Origin of the sequence: Photorhabdus tasmaniensis, assembly GCF_011189505.1 — a bacterium.
GTDB classification, from domain to species: domain Bacteria; phylum Pseudomonadota; class Gammaproteobacteria; order Enterobacterales; family Enterobacteriaceae; genus Photorhabdus; species Photorhabdus tasmaniensis.
In genome coordinates this window covers 20050-42109 of the sequence record NZ_PUJU01000016.1, presented here as the reverse complement: position 1 = coordinate 42109, position 22060 = coordinate 20050, and the positions used below count along the sequence as shown (strand labels likewise).

Here is a 22060-nt window from a genome sequence, read left to right as displayed (position 1 = left end):
TTTTACTATTTCCTGTTTATTTTTGTATAAAAAAACTATTAACATCACCCGATTTTTATCCTCATCTTTACGCAATAATATTGCCATTGATTTTTTCGGCATTTCATTTTTATGTTTTTAATTTCGATTCAATACCTTTTCTTAATGTCGATATAGCTGATAATGATTTTTTGCACTATTATTCTTTTGCTTTAGGTTATTTAAGCTGCATTCCTTATATAATAGCCAGGCGGATTGTTATTAAACAAATGCAAATCATATTATGAAATAAAATTAAATTGGCTACATATATTACAGTTATATTATCTTTCTTATGTACAATAACATATATATATGATTGCATATATATATGTTATAGAAAGAAAGGGTGATTTTTGCAGGTAAAATAATATTATTTCACCTGCAAATAAATTAATAAATGCGATCATCCCAAATACTATAAGCACTAGTCCCTGCTATATGATGAGTCCATGTGATACTCTTATATCGCAAAGAGATCGTTTCTTGCGGCTGAGAACCCGCATGTGTTATCGAATGAGGATGATAAATAGCCAAATCAGTTATCGTCGCCCCAATCACTTTTATGGTGTAATACAATTCCAGAATCCCGGCTTGATTCGCTCTATAACCATCAAAGATGGCATCCAATACTTCATTATCTGAAATCGCTACCCCTAAAAGCGGTGACGACTTATCAATAGGCTTTTTAAATGTTATCGGATGATGATTAACATTCTGCTCTCTAGTTAGAGAGTGAGCAAGGCTATATACAAATATCTGGTCTATATGATCCAATTGACCTTTATTTCCAATTGAATCTATAGACGAACAACCTGCCGATATTAATCCCTGTTTATGGCCCTTTAAGGTTAAATAAATTAAGTCTGACATATACACTCCTACTTAGTGCTCAAATATCGATGAATTACCATTAACACCAGCCTCCATTCTACATAAAAAAAAACCAAATAGAATTAAAATTTATGATTTAAGGGATATGTTTCGATTAAACTCAGACATTAAATTATATTGAAACACTTTGTTACAATTATTTACAACTTAATACAATTAGAAACACTCAGCAATACATTGAATTTAAATTGACCAGAATTTTTGTCTTATTCATTATAATTAGCACTTGTCGATTAACGAAATTAATATAATATATACTCAGATTTCTCAAATAGTGATGTCTTTTCAAATGAAGACAAGAAAAAGCTATTTAGCCTATTACTAACTAACAGATAAACTGGAAAATTCATGAATAATCAAGATCTAAGTTCTAATCCCAACATACCTGACAATAAAGAAGTGTTTATTCCTGGTGGTCAATCCCTTGATGGGGAAAGTGGAATAAAATGGATTGGTCAGGCATGGAATCTCGTCAAAAAAAAATTAGGCATGTGGGTACTGCTCAATATTATCTATCTGGCTATTATTATAGGTCTCCAGATAATTCCTCTTCTTGGGTTGTTCGCTGGAGTCCTGGGCCCAATATTTATTGGCGGTATTATTGCGGTGTGTGAAAAACAGAGAACTACCGGACAATTTGAGCTAGGGCTGTTATTCAGTGGATTTCAGAAAAATTTTACATCACTGCTTTGCGTTGGTGCTTTATCATTTGGCATTATAATCCTTGGCGTAATCGCAGCACTCATTGTCGGCGGTGATACAATGATTCATACCTTATTATCCAGCCAACAAGGGAACATTTCAGCCGAAATGCTCCAACATAGCCTATCTACGCTATTTCTCAGTACCTTTGTTATATTCATCTTCTACATCGTTGGCCTCGCTTTAACCTGGTTTGCACCAGCATTAATCATTATCCATAATTTGAAATTTGGTGCTGCCATGTCAATGAGCCTGGAAGCCGTGAAAAAGAATTTGTTACCAGGTTTCCTATTCTTCATGACTATCGGCTTAATTTTCATGATCTCCGCAATTCCTTTAGGTTTAGGCCTCTTAATCTCTATGCCACTATTTTTGGTTAGCTATTACTCCTCTTATCGCAGCATTTTTATCGGTAAGGAGAAATCATCTACTTTAATTATCTAAAAGACATATCTACTATTTGCTGAAAAAAATCATTTTTATTTTCAGCAAATTAATAAATATGATAACGATAAAAATAAGTAATCAAAAACACTTAATTAAATATTACATATGCACCAAACAGCCACGTTTCATAAGTATGGAAACGGCATAAGGTACTTCTGAAAAACGATTCCATCTGAGATCAAGTTTTTTAAGATTATATAAATCAATAAAGCTATCAGGTAAAGTAGATAGATTATTAGCTCGTAAATCCAAGGTCGTAAGTTCACTCAGTGAACCAAATGAGTCAGGCAATTCATTAAGTTTATTGAACCTAAAGTTCAATTCTCTAAGTGAAGTAAGATTTCCAAAATCTAATGGGATCTCCGAAATGAAATTATTTGATACATCAATTACAGTTAAAGATTTTATGTGACTAATTTCATCAGGCAACAATTTGATATTGTTATTCATAAGATGAAGTTCACGAAGATTCGATAAGTGTGAAATTTTTTCATCTATATAGGTAATTTTATTATTATATAACCTCAATTCAACTAAAGAATTAATTTTAAAAAGCGCATCTGGAATTTGCTCAAATAAATTATCTGTAAGATTAAGATAAATGAGATTTCTTAATTTATAAAAACTTTCAGGAATTAATGATATATTGTTATCGCTAACATATAAATATTGCAATGATTCTAAATCACCTATCCCATTTGGTAAGTTGTCTATTTCATTGTGACCAAGATCTAGCATCTTTAATGAAGAAAGGTTAAAAATAGATTCAGGAATTATTTTTAACTTATTGCATGATATATTAAGAGCCTGCAAATTTTTGTGATTACAGATGGCATCAGGAAATACATTAATGTTATTGTTATAAAAACTTGCGGTTTTTAATTTTGTCCCTGATAACATCAGCTCATCAAGAGCACTCAATTTCAATCCGTCCTGATTCAAATGTACAACGTCAGAATCTTCATAAAACTCATTTAAATGTTGATGTAGTAACATAAATATCTGCTTTCCTTACTTAACCAATATTATATTTTAAGATGCCATTACACAGCCTGTAAATTGAAATATTTTCTTCCTAAAAACACTTTATTACAATTATTTTCAATGTATTTTTTGAGATGAAGTCAGCCTTTTCTCCAAAGTACATCAACGGTTTGTACTACTATATCTTGAAATGCCTTTAGCCAGAGATATCAGGCCAAGAATAACGCTCCCAATGCATATATACTCAACATAGTGAGCACTCTTTGATAGAACTCACATATATTAATAGATTAAAAAGAAGATTCAATTAATGGATTAATTAAGTCATTAATTTATTCTACGTCTATTTTGAAAATTTCGACGCAATTCATATGGCTGAATAAAATCAGCCAAATAATATTTGACTATCTCAAATTATCTAAAATATAAGCATTAATTAGATTATATAAAAGACAGTAATATATTACATAGACAACTTAGCTATTTAGGTTACTTTGGAATATTTTTATACAATTAAAAATATTTAACCATGAATTGCATGGAAATCCACCAACATTTTTTGCTTATTACTCCTAATTAGTACTTGTTGATTAATAAAATTAATATAATATACTTGCCGGCTTTCTCCAGCAGATTGGAGCTCTTGAGGTACAGACAGAAAAAGCCATTTAATATAAGTCAACAATTAAATTGGAAAAATACATGGATAATAAAAACCTAAGTTTTAATTCCCAAGCAACATCTGACAATCAGGAGGTGTTTATTGCTGGTGGTCAGTCCCTCGATGGGGAAAATGGGATAAAATGGATTGGTCAGGCGTGGAGTCTCGTCAAAAGTAAATTGGGTATGTGGATACTGCTTAACATTGTCTATTTAACTATTGTGTCTGTTCTCCAGTTTATTCCTCTCCTTGGGATATTTGCTGGAATTCTCAATCCAGTATTTCTTGGCGGTATTATTGCCCTGTGTGAGAAGCAAAGAACTACCGGAAAATTTGAACTAGGGCTGTTGTTCAATGGATTCCAGAAAAATTTTGCCGCGCTGCTTGGCGTTGGTGCTTTATCATTTGGTATTATGATCCTTGGCGTTATCGCCATGTTTATGGTCGCCGGTAGTGCATTGATGAATATCCCATTGGCCAGCCAATATGGTGAACCTTCTGTTGAAATACTCCAAAGCGGTATGTTCTCGTTACTTCTTGGTTTCTTTGTTCTGATCGTTTTCTGTATCATTACTGCCGCTTTAACCTGGTTTGCACCCGCATTAATCGTTCTCCATAATTTGAAATTTGGTGCTGCCGTATCAATGAGTTTAGAAGCCGTGAAAAAGAATTTACTGTCCGGCTTCTTATTCTTTACTATTATGGCAATAATACTCATAATCTCTATCATCCCTTTCGGCTTGGGTCTTTTAATCTCTATGCCGTTAATTTTGGCTTGCTATTATTCATCTTACCGCAGCATTTTTATCGGTAAGGAGAAATCATCCATTTTAGTTAGCTAAAAGATATATCTATTCTTTACCAAATCCAACAATTTTCATTCTCACTAAATGAGTAACTAATAGAAATGTAAAAGAATATCTCCTTAGAAGAAGGTAATGCTGTTTGATTAAGATACCTTGAACAACGCCACATCTTTGAAATAATTCAGAGAATCTCCTTTTCTCTGGATTATTTTATGCTCCAGCAGGATATTGAACTGGTCATTAAGGTACTGGGCTCTCCTTTTTCCGTTGACGTTATATTATTTGCTTTTTTTAAACACATAAATATAAAATCTTGTTTCATAAAAATAAAGCTCATTGAGCTGTTTAAAACAGCGTTCAATTGAATCCCGTTGAATGATATGGCATACGACTCTTAATTCAGAAATGAGATCATGATTAAGAGTCGCAATATTGTATTCCTAAATATCCCAAATTGTCATTCTACTTTTAATGGTAATTTATTCTTGGAATAAAGGTAGCTAAGTCTATTTTCTTACTGTTTATATTAATGAGTATCTGAAATGGGGGTAATCTACTATCCCCAATATCATAAAACTCATGGCCCGTTATTACCCATCTCTTTGACTGCCAAGAGAAAACCAACCCAGATATCGCGCCAAAAATATGTCCTTCCGTTGAAATATCTCCTTTCCACGGCAATATCAATAAAATTAAATTTTTTTTACTACTAAGTAATTAGATGATTTAGCTTAAAGAATGATATGAATCACAATATTATAATGTGCTTTTATTCACACAGGGATAATATTTCCTTAGGCGGTGGTCTTAGACTGACAATAAAAAAGCGCCAAATTGGCGCTTTTTTATTAACACAATAGATAATCAACCGATATATTCTAAACCGCCCATATAGGGACGCAATACTTCAGGAATTTCAATGCGGCCATCTGCTTGCTGATAATTTTCCATTACAGCAACCAAAGTACGGCCAACAGCCAAACCAGAACCATTCAGGGTATGAAGCAGTTGAGTCTTCTTATCGTCTTTACCACGGAAACGCGCTTGCATACGGCGGGCCTGGAAGTCCCACATGTTAGAACAGGAAGAGATTTCACGGTAAGTGTTCTGCGCCGGTAACCACACTTCCAGATCATAAGTTTTACATGCACCAAAGCCCATATCACCCGTACACAGTAAGACCTTACGATAAGGGAGGTGCAGTAATTGCAACACCTTCTCTGCATGACCGGTCAGCTCTTCAAGCGCATTCATTGATTCATCAGGATGAACAATCTGGACCAATTCAACCTTATCAAACTGGTGCATGCGGATCAGGCCACGGGTATCACGGCCATAAGAACCCGCTTCTGAACGAAAACAAGGTGTATGCGCTGTCATTTTCAGTGGTAATTCGCTTTCATCCAGAATTTCACCACGAACCAAGTTGGTTACCGGCACTTCAGCCGTCGGGATCAGTGCGTAATGGTTCGCGGTTTCCTCTTCCAAGGGCTTGGTATGGAAAAGATCTTCACCAAATTTAGGTAACTGACCTGTACCATATAAGGTGTCATGGTTAACCAGATAAGGAACGTAGGTTTCCAGATAACCATGCTGCTCGGTATGAAGGTTCAGCATAAATTGTGCCAAAGCCCGATGCAGACGGGCAATCTGCCCTTTCATCACCACAAAGCGCGAACCAGTCAGTTTAACAGCAGCGGCAAAATCCAGACCATTCGCCAGTTCACCTAATGAAACATGATCTTTGATTTCAAAATCATATTGACGTGGTTCACCCCAGCGACTCACTTCCAGATTATCATTCTCATCTTTACCTATTGGTATAGAGTCATCTGGCATGTTAGGAATACTTAACACCAAATCGCGGATTTCAGCCTGAAGTTTTTCCAGTTCGGATTTCGCTGTATCCAATTTCTCACCTAACTGGTTCACTTCCTGACGTAATGGATCAATATCTTCACCACGGGATTTTGCCGCACCAATAGCTTTCGATCGGGAATTACGTTCTGCTTGCAGGGTTTCAGTTTCAACTTGTAAAACTTTGCGGCGCTCTTCTTGTTTGCGCAGCGTATCCACGTCAAGGGTATAACCCCTGCGAGCCAGTTTTTCGGCGACTGCGTCTAGCTCATTACGCAGTATGTTTGGATCGAGCATGCTTGTCCTGTGCTTGTCGTTATTACGTTAGATGATGTGAATAGACCCACAAGTTTATGGGCCATAAGATATTTTTACCCGTCAACCTTACCGCAACAGCAACATTAGCGATAGCGTTTTATCGGGCTATTTTGATCCTGTTCAGCAAGCCAGGCGAGTTTATCACCTATTTTGCCTTCTAATCCTCTGCTAGCCGGGTGATAATAGCGGGTTTCCCGCATTTCAGGCGGAAAATAAATTTCACCGGCAGCGTAGGCGTTAGGTTCGTCATGAGCATAACGATATTCTTCACCAAGCCCCATCTCTTTCATCAATTTTGTCGGCGCATTACGTAAATGTGCAGGAACATCATAGTCAGGCTTTTCCCTTGCATCAGCCAGCGCGGCTTTAAACGCAGTATAAACAGCGTTGCTTTTCGGGGCACAGGCAAGATAAACAATCGCCTGAGCAATTGCCCTTTCACCTTCCGCGGGCCCAACCCGGGTAAAACAATCCCATGCGGCAATGGCGACCTGCATTGCCCTGGGATCTGCATTGCCGACATCTTCCGAAGCAATAGCCAGTAAACGACGGGCAACATATAGCGGATCGCCACCCGCAGTAATAATCCGGGCATACCAGTAAAGCGCAGCGTCAGGCGCAGAACCACGCACAGATTTATGTAATGCTGAAATTAAATCGTAATAACGATCGCCTTTATTATCAAAACGGGCACTACGCTCTCCGCTGACTTCGTTCAATAACTCCGGAGTCAAAACCCGTTGCCCTTGAGCATTGGTTTCTGCCATATCCGCCATCATTTCCAGCAGATTCAGTGAACGACGGGCATCACCAGAAACCAACTCTGCAACCATGTGACGGGTGTTTTCCGGCAAAACAATATCCTGACCATGATAACCACGCTCTTTATCCTTCATGGCTTGATCAAGCACTTGTTCAATCTCTTCTATCGTCAATGATTTAAGCAGATAAACCCGCGCCCGTGAGAGTAATGCGGAATTTAGCTCAAAAGAGGGGTTTTCTGTCGTCGCACCAATAAAGGTGATCGTGCCATCTTCGATATGTGGCAGAAAAGCATCCTGCTGGCTTTTGTTAAAACGATGAACTTCATCAACAAACAAAATAGTTCTACGCCCGGCGTTCCGGTTTTGACGCGCTTTTTCAATAGACTCACGTATTTCTTTAATGCCGGAAGTGACCGCAGATATTCGTTCAATATCCGCCTGCGCATAATATCCAATAATTTCAGCTAATGTTGTTTTCCCCGTTCCAGGCGGCCCCCATAAAATCATGGAGTGCAGTTGCCCCGCCCGAATAGCTCTTGGCAATGGTTTTCCTTTAGCCAGTAAATGCTGCTGGCCGATATATTGCTCTAATGTCACCGGCCGCATACGCGCAGCCAGTGGCTGGAATTCATTTTGTGAAAAATCGAGTGACAGGTTGCTCACTTAAAACCTCACTGGCGCTGATCATCCAGCGTAACGCCTTTCGGTAGCGTAAAACTGAACTTTGCCGCATCTACATGGGTATTTTGCTGCCCTTTTAATTGATAGATACTTTTTTGTCCATCCTGTTCAACAGCTGAAAATTTCTGAATAGTGCCATCAGTCGTTACAGTAATAAAAAAACGTTTCAGATTGCCATTGATATTATTCGGTGTCAGCTCAAAATCATTCCCTTTCTGGCTGATTTTATATTGAGACCAGTCTTTAACATCGTTACGGGTAATAAGCATAAACGGCGTGTTGCCAGTGGCATCTTTCAGCCAGTTGGCCGTTACCTGCTCAACAAACGGATTATAGAACCACAATGTTTTACCATCCGATACCAAAACACTTTCATCCGGTGATGTCATATGCCAGTTAAACAGGTTTGGGCGTTTAACCCACAATTGCCCTTCACCTTCCTGAATTGTTGCGCCATCATCACTGGTTACTGTCTGAGTAAAGCTGGCATGAAAACTATTTACTTTGCCCAAACGTTCCTGCAAATCCTGGCTGGCATTTGCCCATGAGGAATTGATACTCATGCCAGCCATCAAACAACCCATTAATATTAGCTTCTTCATGTAAGAGATACCTTTACTCAGTATTAATTATCCGCGCTCATGTGGCGGCGGTGCCAATACTTCACGATTGCCATTATGGCCTGGAGCACTGACAATCTGCTGTGCTTCCATCTGCTCTACAATCCGCGCAGCACGGTTATAACCAATACGGAACTGACGCTGTACACCAGAAATCGAAACCCGCCGTTTTTCAATCACAAATTCAACTGCCTGATCGAACAGTGCATCCAACTCCTCACCGCTATCAAGACCCAGCCCCCCCTCAGCATCATCACCACCACTGAGGATACTGTCAACGTACTCAGGACGACCACGGGCTTTCCAGTCATTAACCACTTCATGAACTTCCTGATCCCGGACAAATGCACCGTGAACACGTACCGGAATAGAGGAGTTTGGCGCTAAATAAAGCATGTCCCCCATTCCCAAAAGAGATTCAGCACCACTCTGATCAAGGATCGTACGAGAATCTATCTTACTGGAAACTGTAAAGGCGACACGGGTTGGAATATTCGCTTTAATCAGTCCAGTAATAATATCGACAGATGGACGTTGGGTCGCCAGAACTAAATGAATACCGGCAGCCCGGGCTTTCTGCGCCAAGCGGGCAATCAATTCTTCTACTTTTTTGCCAACTGTCATCATCAGGTCAGCAAATTCATCTACCATAACAACAATATAAGGCTCTTTTTTCAGCACAGGATGTGTGATATCCATGCTGTCGCCAGGTTTCCAGAATGGATGAGGAATTGGACGACCCATCTCTTCCGCCTGTTTAACCTTTTCGTTATAACCGGCCAGATTACGTACACCCAACGCAGACATCAGTTTATAGCGGCGTTCCATTTCACTAACACACCAGCGCAGCGCATTCGCCGCATCTTTCATATCAGTAACAACTTCAGTCAACAAATGCGGAATGCCTTCATAAACCGACAATTCCAGCATTTTCGGATCTATCATGATAAAGCGGACATCCTCTGGTTTTGCTTTATAGAGGATGCTGAGGATCATCGCGTTGACACCAACAGATTTACCCGAACCGGTTGTACCCGCCACCAGCAAGTGAGGCATTTTGCCTAAATCAGCGACAACCGGCTGACCACCAATATCTTTACCCAGCACAATTGTCAGTGGTGATGGATTATCGCGGAATTTTTCGCAATCTAATACTTCACGCAAATACACGGTCTGACGTTTTCTATTCGGCAACTCCAGACCAACATAGGGCTTACCGGGAATAACTTCAACAATACGTACCGCTACCGCAGACAAAGAACGCGCTAAGTCTCTTGATAAGTTGGAAATACGTGATGCTTTAACACCCGGAGCCAGATCCAATTCAAATCGGGTAATCACCGGACCTGGCGAAAAACCAACCACGTCAGCTTTAACCCGATAATCACTCAAACGCGCTTCTATCAAACGGGAAGTTTGCTCAAGGGCAAACATATCAACTGGCTCCTCTTCTTCCAGAGGACTGGCTAACAGATCAAGCGAAGGCATTGGCGTCGTTGGTTTTGGTAATGACTGATCATTACGAACCAGAAATGGATGGAATAGGCTATTTTGCTGCGGTTGCTGCACAACGTTGTGTACAGGCGCTGGTATAAAAGCAATTTCTGTAGGCTGTTCTGATAAATTTTCCAGCACTGATTGAACAGAAGGCGTCAACAGCGGCTCTGCCAGCTCTTTTTCCTGCGGGTAACCCAGCACTTGATCATGCTCACGTTGCCGTGGTGCAACCACCTGTTTAACAACCTCTGTCTGAACCGGTTCTTCCACTGAAAGCTGATTTTCCGGTTCCGGTTGATTCTGCACTATCTGGGGCTGAGTTAGCGCCTGTTCTTCGATATCCGCAGTGATACAGTAACGCTCACTCTGCTGTTCAAGAAACTGCTGGCGCAACAACGCTTCTTGCTGTTTATCAGACTCAGTATCATCACCGCCATCTATCTGTTGTCTGGCCTCTTCTTCACGCTGTTGCTGCTCTGCAAGACGCTGTGAAGGAACTTTAATGCCATACAGTTCACGACGGGTTGGCAGACGGACAGGGTTAGGACGAGGCAGTTCTGGCCCGATCCCCCGTTTAACCTGAGAGTTGCCGGCTATAACCGTTGCAGAAGCTACTGGCGCACTATCTTTTGGCTCTGTTTCAGGCGTAAAAGTGAAGGTGTCACTGCTATTGTGCCCGTTGCCAGTCAGTTCAAATGTTGGTGCCGTTTTAACAATAGGCTCAGATTCAGGTTTAAAATTATATTCAGAAGGGATTTCGAACATGTAACGAACAGATTCGTCATTATCATTATTTTTTTCATGTTCTTCTGCTAATGACTGAGACCATACAGCATCATCAGATAGACTTACCTGAATTTCAGGTTCAGCATCAATATCAGCCATATTAATCACTGGGATATCAGATTGCTGTTTTTCTTCGGCTTCTGCTTTCACTGATTCTGGTTCATCCAGTTCAGCTTTTGCCAATTCCGCAGCTGACGGTGCCGTAAACAGCACATCATCATGATCAATATCAACCGCTGTAAATTCGGGTTCTGTTTTACCATTGGTGGAATTCTCCGGCTCAATAACCGTTTCACCATATGGAGTATATTCTTGTTCATGACGGCTGCGATTGGTAATAAATCCTATCGCGCCAAGAATTATTGCTCCAGTTTTTTCAGCAATCGTTAACCATGACCAGCCAGTAAATAACGTAAATCCAATTGCCCAAACACACAATAAGGCCAGTGTCGCACCCAATTCATTAAACCAAGGCAATATCGCACTGCCAAATAGACTGCCAATAATGCCGCCAGAAGCAAAGTAATGGAGATCGTCAACATTCAGCGCGGCTAATCCACATGAAGTCAAGACGATTGCCAATGCACCAATAACGCGCAAAGCAAGCACGAAAAAATCGACATATTCTCTGTCATCATGTTGTCTGAAAGCCGTCCAACAACCCAATATCATGAGTGGCGGGATAGCATAGGCCAGTATACCGAATGCAGAAAACAGCGTATCGGCCAACCATGCACCAACACCACCACCAAAATTATGGACCGGCTCATGCCACGCAGTCTGGGACCAACTGGGATCAGAAGGGTTAAAACTGATAAGTGCGACCATCAGATAAGCCGCTAAGATAACAATGACAAGCAACACAGCTTCTAACAACCTGCGCCCACTACTAAGTCTCTTCAACCTAATATTTTTATCTTCTGTATATTCCTGGCTCAAGAAAGGCTCTCCAGGTTTCCTGTTGATTTAACGGAACAACGCCGAGATAACTCAGCGTTGAAACTGTATGCATAAACAGGAGTGTACCTAAGTTCTTCCAGTTTTGCACCTGTACATTTTTTTTGGCAGGATTTCAGCGGGTCTTAATGACCAAACGGTTACTCTGCTTCACTTCTTCCATCACAACATATGTGCGGGTGTCATTAACACCTGGCAGACGTAGCAAAGTTTCGCCCAGTAACTTACGATACGCTGACATATCTGGTACGCGGGTTTTCAATAAGTAATCGAAATCACCGGAAACCAAATGACATTCCTGAATCTCTTCCAATTTCTGCACAGCAGCATTGAATTGTTCAAAAACATCTGGTGCACCACGGTTTAGGGTGATTTCAACAAACACCAGCAACGATGCATCCAGATAATGAGGATTCAACAATGCGGTGTAGCCAATAATAAACCCTTGACGCTCCAGGCGACGCACACGCTCCAAGCAAGGAGTCGGCGACAATCCTACCCGTTTAGACAGTTCTACGTTAGAAATTCGACCATCTTTCTGCAACTCATTGAGGATATTACGATCTATACGATCAAGATCTTTTCCCGGACGTTTTTTATTATCTATCATCTTTTGATCTCTCTTTATTTTCCTACACCCATAACATTTTCCCCTATCTCTCTTGAGTCTGAGCTGGAAAAGATGTCTTTAAAGTTAAAGCTCCGCTCTATCAGAGTAAAGCAGCTCACAGGCCATTTTCTTCGTGCTGCACAGAGAAGATTATCCGCATATCGATTTGTCGATTTTTATAGAAACGGATTTAGCGAGGTGGATAATTATCTCTTACAGTGATGTTTTCGCAAATGCACAGCCGATTGTCAAAGCAAATGAACAAAAATCAGAACAACCTGTGGAACAAATTTTCAGTTAATCGTTTCGATAGCTTACCATTGATTAAAAATGAGCAAATGAAAGCCAAACAGCACTAAAAGAACACTTTTCTCAGGTTAAAGTCATTGCCAGTTAATATCTATCGGTAAAATCGTTAGTAACATGAGTCTTTTAGCTTTTTTTACCCTCCTATTTCTCCTACAATCGCTCGATATACGATATGCAATAAATGGAAATGAGGTATTCATGAGCACCGCCAAACACCATAAACTCATTATTCTTGGCTCCGGTCCCGCAGGCTATACGGCTGCGGTTTATGCTGCCCGGGCAAATTTAAATCCGGTTCTTATTACCGGGGTTGAAAAAGGCGGTCAGTTGACTACAACCACTGAAGTCGAAAACTGGCCCGGTGATCCTGAAGGTCTGACCGGCCCAAGGCTAATGGAACGTATGCACCAACATGCTGAAAAATTCCAGACCGAAATCATTTTCGATCATATTCAAAAAGTTGACCTGCAAAACCGTCCTTTCCGTCTTTATGGTGATGAACAAGAATATACCTGTGACGCACTGATTATCGCAACAGGCGCTTCTGCACGTTATTTGGGTCTGCCTTCCGAAGAGTCGTTCAAAGGCCGTGGTATTTCAGCCTGTGCAACCTGTGATGGCTTCTTTTATCGTAACCAGAAAGTTGCCGTGGTCGGCGGCGGTAATACCGCAGTAGAAGAGGCTTTATATCTGGCAAATATCGCAGCAGAAGTTCACCTGATTCATCGCCGTGATACATTCCGCTCAGAAAAAATCCTGATTGGCCGTCTGATGGATAAAGTTAAAAATGGCAATATCATTCTGCACACTAATCGTACTCTGGATGAAGTGCTCGGTGATGAGATGGGCGTTTCGGGTGTCCGTCTGCGCGATACCCACAGCGGCACAACCGAAGAATTAGCGGTTACCGGCACATTCATTGCTATCGGCCATACCCCTAACACCGCTATCTTTGCAGGACAATTGGAACTGGAGAATGGTTACATTAAAGTTCAATCCGGTTTACAAGGTAACGCTACCCAGACCTCAATTCCCGGTGTATTCGCCGCCGGTGATGTAATGGACCATACCTACCGCCAGGCAATTACATCCGCCGGTACAGGTTGTATGGCAGCCCTTGATGCAGAACGTTTCCTTGATGGGCTGGCAGCGAAATAAACTCTTTTTCTTTCAAGGCGCTATTTCAGTAGCGCCTTTTCGCATGTAACATATCGGCAGGATGCTGACACTAGTCCAGCCTTTTTGATAATCAGAATTTTTCCTATGGACAAAACAAGACAGTATGAATTGGTTCGCTGGTTGAAGCAGCAAAGTGCTCCGGCCCGGCGCTGGCTCCGCCTGTCCATGCTATTTGGCTTAATCAGTGGCTTGTTGATCATCACTCAAGCCTGGTTACTGGCCTCAATCCTGCAAGCTTTAATCATGGATAACATTCCCCGCGAGCACATCATGGATAAATTCTGGCTGCTAGCGACAACCTTCGCTCTGCGGGCAATAATCAGTGTTATCCGGGAACGGATCGGTTTTATTTGTGGCAAAATCGTGCGCCAGAAAATCCGCACGATGGTATTGGATAAACTTGAACAACTTGGCCCGGTATGGGTTAAAGGTAAACCAGCAGGTAGTTGGGCAACGATTATTCTTGAGCAAATAGACGATATGCAGGATTACTACTCTCGCTATCTGCCACAGATGTATCTCGCAGTGATGATCCCTATTCTTATCCTGATCACCCTATTTCCTGTTAACTGGGCTGCCGGGCTGATTTTGTTTGCAACGGCTCCGCTTATTCCCCTGTTTATGGCACTGGTTGGTTTAGGTGCCGCAGATGCCAACCGGCGAAACTTTGTCGCATTGGAGCGGTTGAGCGGTAATTTCCTTGATCGTCTGCGCGGGCTGGAAACGTTGCGCCTGTTTTATCGTGGCAAAGCGGAAGTACAACAAATCAGCGAATCCACTGAGGATTTCCGCCGCAAGACAATGGAAGTTCTGAGAATGGCATTCCTCTCTTCAGCGGTGCTGGAATTCTTTGCTGCTGTTTCTATTGCCGTCGTTGCCGTCTATTTCGGTTTTTCCTATCTGGGTGAGCTTAATTTTGGCAGTTACGGTATGGGCGTGACCCTGTTTGCGGGTTTTCTGGTCTTAATCCTCGCCCCGGAATTTTTCCAGCCACTGCGTGATCTTGGTACTTATTATCACGCCAAAGCACAGGCGATTGGCGCAGCCGAATCATTGGTGACGCTGCTAAACAGTGAGGGTGAACATGCACCTGCGAGTGGCGATAAAACGCTAAGTACCCAAAGTTCTCTAACGATAATCGCTAATCATCTGGAAATTTTGGCTCACGATGGCAACCCGCTGGCTGGCCCGCTAAATTTTACTATAGAGAAAAATCAACGCGTTGCATTAGTTGGGCAAAGCGGAGCGGGTAAAAGCTCGCTCTTGAATTTATTGTTAGGGTTTCTACCCTACCGTGGTTCAATACAAATCAATGGCACTGAGCTGCGTGAGTTAGATCCACAGAAATGGCGTGATCAATTGAGCTGGGTTGGGCAAAATCCACACCTGCCTGAGCAAACTTTGCTTGATAATCTTCGCCTGAATCAACCTGATGCGAATCAACAACAAATCCATCAGGTTATGGAACAGGCATACGTCACCGAATTTGTTAATGATTTACCTGATGGGCTGAATACCATTATTGGTGATAATGCAGCACGGCTATCCGTTGGTCAGGCCCAACGTATCGCTGTTGCCCGCGCCTTATTGAAACCTTGCCAATTATTATTACTGGATGAGCCTGCCGCCAGTCTGGATGCCCATAGCGAACAACGGGTGATGAAAACACTGAATCAGGCATCTCATCATCAGACGACCCTGTTAGTTACCCACCAATTGGAGGAAACACGGGAATATGATCAAATCTGGGTCATGGAAAAAGGGTTAATCATTGAACAGGGAGATTACCAGACGTTGAAGCAATCTCAGGGAGCATTCGCCCGTCTGTTATCTCATCGGAGTGAGGAGCTTTAGTTATGCGGGTATTGCTTCCCTTTCTGGCGCTCTATCGCCGCCATGGGTTTCTTATCAGTTTAGGTATGGTTCTAGCGATTGTTACGTTACTTGCCAGCATAGGCTTACTGACGCTGTCTGGTTGGTTCCTTGCCGGCACCGCGCTGGCAGGTTTTGCCGGACTTAATACATTCAACTATATGCTACCGGCTGCGGGTGTCCGTGGTGCCGCTATTCTGCGTACTGCCGGACGTTATGCTGAACGGCTGGTCAGCCATGATGCAACTTTTCGTGTACTGGCACATTTGCGGGTATTTGCTTTTCAGAAAATCTTGCCACTTTCACCGGGAGGAATCGCCCGTTTTCGCCAGGGTGAACTACTCAACCGGCTAGTTGCTGATGTTGAAACGTTGGACCATCTCTATTTACGAGTCATTTCACCGATATTCGCAGCCATTGTCGTTATCATCGTCCTCACTTTCGGCCTCGGTTTTCTGGATCTCACATTGGCCTATGCCCTTGGCAGTATTATGCTGACTCTGCTGATCTTGCTGCCATTGGTATTTTATCACGCAGGTAAACCCATCGGCCGTGATCTGACCATTCTGCGTAGTCAATACCGCACTCAACTCACGGCGACATTGCAGGGACAAGCCGAATTGATGGTATTCGGTGCTCTTGGCCGCTTCCGAAAGTCGATGGCGGATGTTGAATCACGTTGGCTAAAGCGTCAGCAACAGCAAGCTAATCTGACCGGTTTGTCACAAGCCATCATGATTTTTGCCACCGGTATGACCGTCACATTCATCCTGTGGATAGCCGCTAATGGTGTGGGAGGGAACAGTCAGCCAGGCGCCTTGATTGCACTGTTTGTCTTCTGCTCGCTTGCCGCTTTTGAAGCCCTGGGCCCGGTCGCTGTTGCATTCCAACACCTGGGACAAGTCATTACCTCTGCAACCCACGTTTCCCAATTGATGCAACAAGAACCGGAAGTGATTTTTCCTGCTTCTGGGCCGGAAAGTTCAGAGCAAATCAGTATTAACATTGAAAATCTCTGTTTCACTTACCCCGAACAACCATTACCTGTCCTGAAAAATATTTCTCTCTGCTTAAAAGCGGGAGAACATATCGCTCTGTTAGGAAAAACAGGTTGTGGTAAATCTACGTTGCTACAGTTACTCACTCGTGCCTGGAACGCGGATTCAGGTACTATCTGTCTGAACCAACATCCTATTACTGTTTATGACGAACCGACCCTGCGCAGTATGATATCGGTTGTTCCACAACGTGTTCATGTATTTAGCCATACGTTGCGTGAAAATTTATTACTGGCAAAGCCAAATGCTGCCGATAATGAGCTGGAAACTGTGCTGAAACAAGTAGGTTTAAGCAATCTGCTGGAAACGGATGAGGGACTGAACTGCTGGATGGGCGAAGGTGGCCGTCAGTTATCAGGCGGTGAACAGCGCCGCCTAGGCATTGCCAGAGCGTTACTGCATTCAGCGCCTCTCATGTTACTGGATGAACCAACGGAAGGGCTTGATGCGGATACTGAACAGCAAATTCTGTCCCTACTGCGCCAGCATTGCCAGCATAAGACATTGATTATTGTTACCCACCGTCTGTACAGTCTTGACCATATGGACCGTATTTATGTCATGGATGGAGGCGCTATTATTGAACAAGGGCAGCATAATGAGTTACTGGCTCGACAAGGCTTCTATTATCAGTTTTATCAGCGGCAATATCAGATTCGCCTGAGTCGGAGCGGTAATACACCATGCCAATAATTCAACTGAATGATGATTCATATGACTTCCCTCACCCAGCAGAGGCATTAATGGAACCGAACGGCCTGCTGGCAGTGGGCGGAGATTTATCCTCTGAACGGTTGAGCGCAGCTTATCATCAAGGGATCTTCCCTTGGTTTTTACCCAGTGAAATACCGCTTTGGTGGTCGCCTGATCCACGTGCGATAATCATGCCGGGTGAATTGCATACTGGCCGGACATTACGCCGGTTTCTGCGCAATCATCCATACCGCATTACGGTGAATCATGCTTTTGAACAAGTGATTCATTACTGCGCTCAACGGCAGGAAGGAACCTGGATAGGCAGGGATATCCAACAAGGTTATCAAGAGTTACACCAGACAGGAAAGGCGCATTCGGTAGAAGTCTGGTATGGTGAACATATTGTCGGTGGCCTGTATGGCGTCAACGTTGGCACTTTATTTTGCGGTGAATCTATGTTCAGCCGAATGGAGAATGCATCCAAATGCGCTTTCGTTGCTTTCTATCACCATTTTCTGCGATACGGTGGTGAACTGCTTGATTGCCAAGTGCTAAATCATCACACTGCCTCACTGGGAGCAAAGGAAATCTCCAGGGAAGAATTTATTCAGTATCTTTATCAATTCAGAAACCGGTCATTAAAACCTGGCTGCTGGTTGCAACAAGTACTGGAATTATAATCAATATTTTACCAACCAATGTTGATTATGGCGGGAATGCAACCATGAGTTATTTGCAAATATAGTGGTTTAAAAGACAACATTCCTTTACATAATGCGGGTTTTTCGGCATTATCTTGCCGGTTAAAAACGATGGTTATTAAACTTAGAGGATTAGATGGCCAAAGAAGACAATATTGAAATGCAAGGTACCGTGCTGGACACGCTGCCAAATACTATGTTCCGCGTTGAATTAGAAAACGGGCACGTAGTCACTGCTCACATCTCCGGTAAAATGCGTAAAAATTACATCCGCATCCTGACAGGCGACAAGGTTACAGTTGAGCTGACCCCATATGACCTGAGCAAAGGCCGTATCGTCTTCCGTAGCCGCTGATTCATTACCGTTTCAGGTATTACACCACAGGTAATAGCAACTTTGTATTCACCTGTGGTGTGACCCTATATCAGTGCACTACGTTTTCCGGTTTCTGCTTATAAGCATTGCTGAAATCGTAGGTCAGTACCCGTTTTGCCTTATCCAGATCAATACGAACCGAGCCACCGTGAACTAATGAACCAAACAATAGTTCATTGGCTAGCGGTTTTTTCAGGTTATCTTGAATGGCCCGCGCCATTGGACGAGCGCCCATTGCTTTATCGTAGCCTTTATTACACAGCCATTGGCGAGCATCCGCACTGACTTCCAGTGAAACGCCTTTTTCATCCAATTGTGCTTGCAGTGCGACAATGAACTTATCGACTACCTGTTGGATAACCTCAACAGAAAGCGCATTAAACCAGATAATGCCATCAAGACGGTTACGGAATTCCGGTGTAAATACCTTCTTGATCTCTCCCATCGCGTCAGAGCTGTTATCCTGCTGCTTAAATCCGATGGATGTGCGCTGAGTTTCACGTACGCCAGCATTCGTTGTCATAACGACAATAACGTTACGGAAATCCGCCTTACGGCCGTTGTTATCGGTCAGAGTACCGTTATCCATCACTTGCAATAACAAGTTAAATACATCTGGATGGGCTTTTTCAATCTCATCAAGCAGCAACACTGAATGAGGATGCTTAATCACCGCATCTGTGAGTAATCCCCCCTGATCAAAACCAACATATCCTGGCGGCGCACCAATCAAGCGGCTGACGGTGTGGCGTTCCATATATTCCGACATATCAAAGCGCAATAATTTGATATTCAGTGCCCTGGCAAGCTGCACGGTGACTTCCGTTTTGCCTACCCCTGTCGGACCAGCAAGCAGGAAAGAACCCACCGGTTTATTATCCTGCCCTAATCCCGCACGACTCATCTTGATTGCTTCGGTTAATGCTGCAATCGCTGTATCCTGACCAAACACCAGCATCTTCAACCGCTCATCCAGCGTCTTCAATACATCCTTATCACTGGCCGAAACTGTTTTTTCAGGAATACGAGCAATACGTGCAACGATAAATTCAATATCCGACACATTGATCGTTTTCTTACGCCGGCTGACCGGCACCAGACGAGTACGCGCCCCCGCCTCATCAATGACATCAATAGCTTTATCGGGTAAGTGACGATCAGTAATATATTTCACTGATAAATCAACCGCAGCGCGGATAGCTTTCGTGGTATAGCGTACATCATGGTGCGCCTCGTATTTTGGCCGCAACCCTTTAATAATCTGTACCGTCTCTTCCGGTGAAGGTTCAACAATATCAATCTTCTGAAAACGACGCGCCAGCGCTCGGTCTTTTTCAAAAATATTACTGAATTCATGATATGTCGTAGAACCAATCACCCTGATACGTCCACTGGATAACAGAGGTTTGATCAGATTAGCCGCATCGACTTGCCCCCCTGACGCCGCACCTGCACCGATAATGGTATGGATTTCATCTATGAATAGAATACTTTTTCTATCTTGCTCAAGGTTTTTTAACAAGGCTTTGAAGCGCTTCTCAAAATCACCGCGATATTTGGTTCCTGCCAGCAATGAACCAATATCCAGTGAATAAATCGTACAATTGGCCATCACTTCCGGTACATCTTTTTGTACAATCCGCCATGCCAATCCTTCTGCAATAGCGGTTTTCCCCACCCCCGATTCCCCCACCAATAATGGGTTGTTTTTCCGGCGACGGCACAGTACCTGAATCGTTCTTTCCAGCTCATCATGGCGGCCAATCAATGGATCAATCTGCCCTCTTAGGGCAAGTTGATTAAGATTAGTGGTAAAATTCTCCAACCGATCTTCACCAGCAGGCTGTTCTTCCGCAGATTGAGCGCCTATTCCCTGATGATCCGATTCAATGTCTTCTTTCTGCGTTCCATGAGAAATGAAATTAACCACATCCAAACGACTGACATCATGTTTACGCAGCAAATAAGCAGCCTGAGACTCCTGTTCGCTGAAAATAGCCACCAGCACATTAGCACCGGAAACCTCTGAACGCCCAGAGGACTGAACATGAAATACCGCGCGCTGAAGAACACGCTGAAAGCTCAAGGTTGGCTGAGTCTCCCGCTCATCATTCTCAGGCAGCAACGGTGTTGTTTGTGAAATAAAATTCTCCAGCTCCTTACGCAATTGAGCCAGATCGACCTTGCACGCTTCCAATGCTTCACGCGCTGATGAATTGCTTAACAATGCCAGCAATAGGTGCTCCACGGTCATAAACTCGTGTCTGTTATCCCGCGCTTTAGCAAAGGCAATATTAAGACTAAGTTCAAGCTCTTGATTGAGCATAGGCACCTCCCCCTAAAATCAGTATACTTGGTCAGATTTTTTCCAGCGTACAAAGTAATGGATGCCCCTGCTCCCTGGCATACATATTTATCTGAGCCGCTTTAGTTTCTGCCACCTCTGCGGTATAAACCCCACAAATAGCTTTACCCTGATAATGGACATCCAGCATTAATTGCGTTGCCCGTTCAACATCATAAGAAAAGAACTTTCGTAATACGTCAACTACAAACTCCATCGGAGTGTAATCATCATTGTTAAGAATGACCTGATACATTGATGGCGGTTGCAATTTTTGCTGTTGCTCACTCTTAACTAACTCTTTATTTTTCAAACTATTATGATATTCACTCATTGTTTTTCCAACAGGATTAATCGCTAATACCAGCTACTGCCAGCAAATAAATTATGTTTCCACTTATCTTATCATTTATCTGGGCAACTCCGTTTACCACAGTCTATTCCGCTATAAAAACCCGGCATAAAAGTGAATGAACAAAACTCATATCGTTATCTATATCAAACTTTGGTCATTCAAAACAACCAGACATTTGTTCTGTACTTGACGAGAATTTGATTTTTATTACAGTATGTTTTGTGAACAAACATAGATAATGTAACTGGTTACATGTGATTGTTTACGCACGTTATATTAATGACTCATCTCAACCGAAATGATTAAACGAGGGATGTAAAAGTATGGAGACAGGTACTGTTAAGTGGTTCAATAATGCCAAGGGCTTTGGGTTTATTTGCCCGGCAAGCGGCGGAGAAGATATATTCGCTCATTACTCAACCATTCAGATGGACGGTTACCGGACACTGAAAGCAGGCCAAAAGGTGTATTTCAGCATTCACCAAGGCCCAAAGGGAAATCATGCCAGCATTATTGTTCCCCTTGAAAACGAATCCAAAGGCCAGATAACCTGACCTATGGGTAATAT

Annotated in this window: 17 protein-coding genes; 8 read left to right on the top strand and 9 right to left on the bottom strand. The window is 42.5% G+C overall.

The annotated features are described in order from the left end of the window. Positions 1–411: 411 nt before the first annotated feature. On the bottom strand, positions 412–891 hold the full coding sequence (locus C5471_RS09590; RefSeq protein ID WP_166295830.1) for an Hcp family type VI secretion system effector: 480 nt from the start codon (positions 889–891) through the stop codon (positions 412–414). A 369-nt stretch (positions 892–1260) separates the two neighbouring features. On the opposite strand from C5471_RS09590, the gene C5471_RS09585 reads away from it, so the two are divergent. After that, positions 1261–2058, top strand: coding sequence for a BPSS1780 family membrane protein (locus C5471_RS09585; RefSeq protein WP_133814533.1), 798 nt, complete (start codon positions 1261–1263; stop codon positions 2056–2058). A gap of 102 nt (positions 2059–2160) precedes the next feature. On the opposite strand, the gene C5471_RS09580 is transcribed toward C5471_RS09585, so the two are convergent. Continuing rightward, on the bottom strand, positions 2161–3057 hold the full coding sequence (locus C5471_RS09580) for a leucine-rich repeat domain-containing protein (RefSeq protein WP_133814532.1): 897 nt from the start codon (positions 3055–3057) through the stop codon (positions 2161–2163). Between the two features lie 690 nt (positions 3058–3747). Between C5471_RS09580 and C5471_RS09575 the strand changes: the two genes are divergently transcribed. Beyond that, on the top strand, positions 3748–4548 hold the full coding sequence (locus C5471_RS09575) for a BPSS1780 family membrane protein (protein ID WP_242688640.1): 801 nt from the start codon (positions 3748–3750) through the stop codon (positions 4546–4548). An 828-nt stretch (positions 4549–5376) separates the two neighbouring features. Here C5471_RS09575 and serS read toward each other — a convergent pair. From serS to lrp, 5 genes are all read right to left on the bottom strand, one after another. Then, the gene (serS, locus tag C5471_RS09570) at positions 5377–6666 is read right to left on the bottom strand and encodes a serine--tRNA ligase (RefSeq protein ID WP_133814530.1); all 1290 of its coding nucleotides are present in this window, start codon (positions 6664–6666) and stop codon (positions 5377–5379) included. Between the two features lie 104 nt (positions 6667–6770). Next, on the bottom strand, positions 6771–8114 hold the full coding sequence (locus tag C5471_RS09565; RefSeq protein ID WP_133814529.1) for an AAA family ATPase: 1344 nt from the start codon (positions 8112–8114) through the stop codon (positions 6771–6773). Positions 8115–8122: 8 nt separating this feature from the next. Beyond that, on the bottom strand, positions 8123–8734 hold the full coding sequence (gene lolA, locus C5471_RS09560) for an outer membrane lipoprotein periplasmic chaperone LolA (RefSeq protein ID WP_133814528.1): 612 nt from the start codon (positions 8732–8734) through the stop codon (positions 8123–8125). Between the two features lie 27 nt (positions 8735–8761). After that, entirely contained in the window at positions 8762–11974 is a 3213-nt protein-coding gene (locus C5471_RS09555) for a DNA translocase FtsK 4TM domain-containing protein (RefSeq protein ID WP_133814527.1), read from the bottom strand. A gap of 133 nt (positions 11975–12107) precedes the next feature. Beyond that, positions 12108–12602 carry a leucine-responsive transcriptional regulator Lrp gene (gene lrp / locus C5471_RS09550; RefSeq protein WP_023044766.1) on the bottom strand — a complete coding sequence of 165 codons (495 nt, stop codon included), beginning with the start codon at positions 12600–12602 and terminating at the stop codon, positions 12108–12110. A 507-nt stretch (positions 12603–13109) separates the two neighbouring features. On the opposite strand from lrp, the gene trxB reads away from it, so the two are divergent. From trxB to infA, 5 genes are all read left to right on the top strand, one after another. Next, the gene (trxB, locus tag C5471_RS09545) at positions 13110–14069 is read left to right on the top strand and encodes a thioredoxin-disulfide reductase (protein ID WP_133814526.1); all 960 of its coding nucleotides are present in this window, start codon (positions 13110–13112) and stop codon (positions 14067–14069) included. 105 nt (positions 14070–14174) lie between these two features. After that, positions 14175–15944 (top strand): heme ABC transporter permease/ATP-binding protein CydD, encoded by a 1770-nt coding sequence (cydD, locus tag C5471_RS09540; protein ID WP_133814525.1) that lies wholly within the window; start codon positions 14175–14177, stop codon positions 15942–15944. A gap of 2 nt (positions 15945–15946) precedes the next feature. Continuing rightward, entirely contained in the window at positions 15947–17713 is a 1767-nt protein-coding gene (gene cydC / locus C5471_RS09535) for a heme ABC transporter ATP-binding protein/permease CydC (protein ID WP_133814524.1), read from the top strand. Then, positions 17704–18396, top strand: coding sequence for a leucyl/phenylalanyl-tRNA--protein transferase (gene aat / locus C5471_RS09530; protein ID WP_133814523.1), 693 nt, complete (start codon positions 17704–17706; stop codon positions 18394–18396). The genes cydC and aat overlap by 10 nt, the downstream gene beginning before the upstream one ends. Positions 18397–18553: 157 nt before the next feature. After that, positions 18554–18772, top strand: a complete 219-nt coding sequence (gene infA, locus C5471_RS09525; protein WP_002211347.1) for a translation initiation factor IF-1 — start codon at positions 18554–18556, stop codon at positions 18770–18772. Between the two features lie 70 nt (positions 18773–18842). Here the strand turns inward: infA and clpA are convergent, their stop codons facing one another. Together clpA and clpS are read right to left on the bottom strand one after the other, a co-directional pair. Beyond that, entirely contained in the window at positions 18843–21119 is a 2277-nt protein-coding gene (gene clpA / locus C5471_RS09520) for an ATP-dependent Clp protease ATP-binding subunit ClpA (protein ID WP_133814522.1), read from the bottom strand. Between the two features lie 31 nt (positions 21120–21150). Continuing rightward, a complete protein-coding gene (gene clpS / locus C5471_RS09515) occupies positions 21151–21471 on the bottom strand; it encodes an ATP-dependent Clp protease adapter ClpS (protein ID WP_133814521.1) in 321 nt (106 codons plus the stop codon). 344 nt (positions 21472–21815) lie between these two features. On the opposite strand from clpS, the gene cspD reads away from it, so the two are divergent. Continuing rightward, a complete protein-coding gene (cspD, locus tag C5471_RS09510) occupies positions 21816–22046 on the top strand; it encodes a cold shock-like protein CspD (protein ID WP_133814520.1) in 231 nt (76 codons plus the stop codon). The last annotated feature ends 14 nt before the right edge of the window (positions 22047–22060 follow it).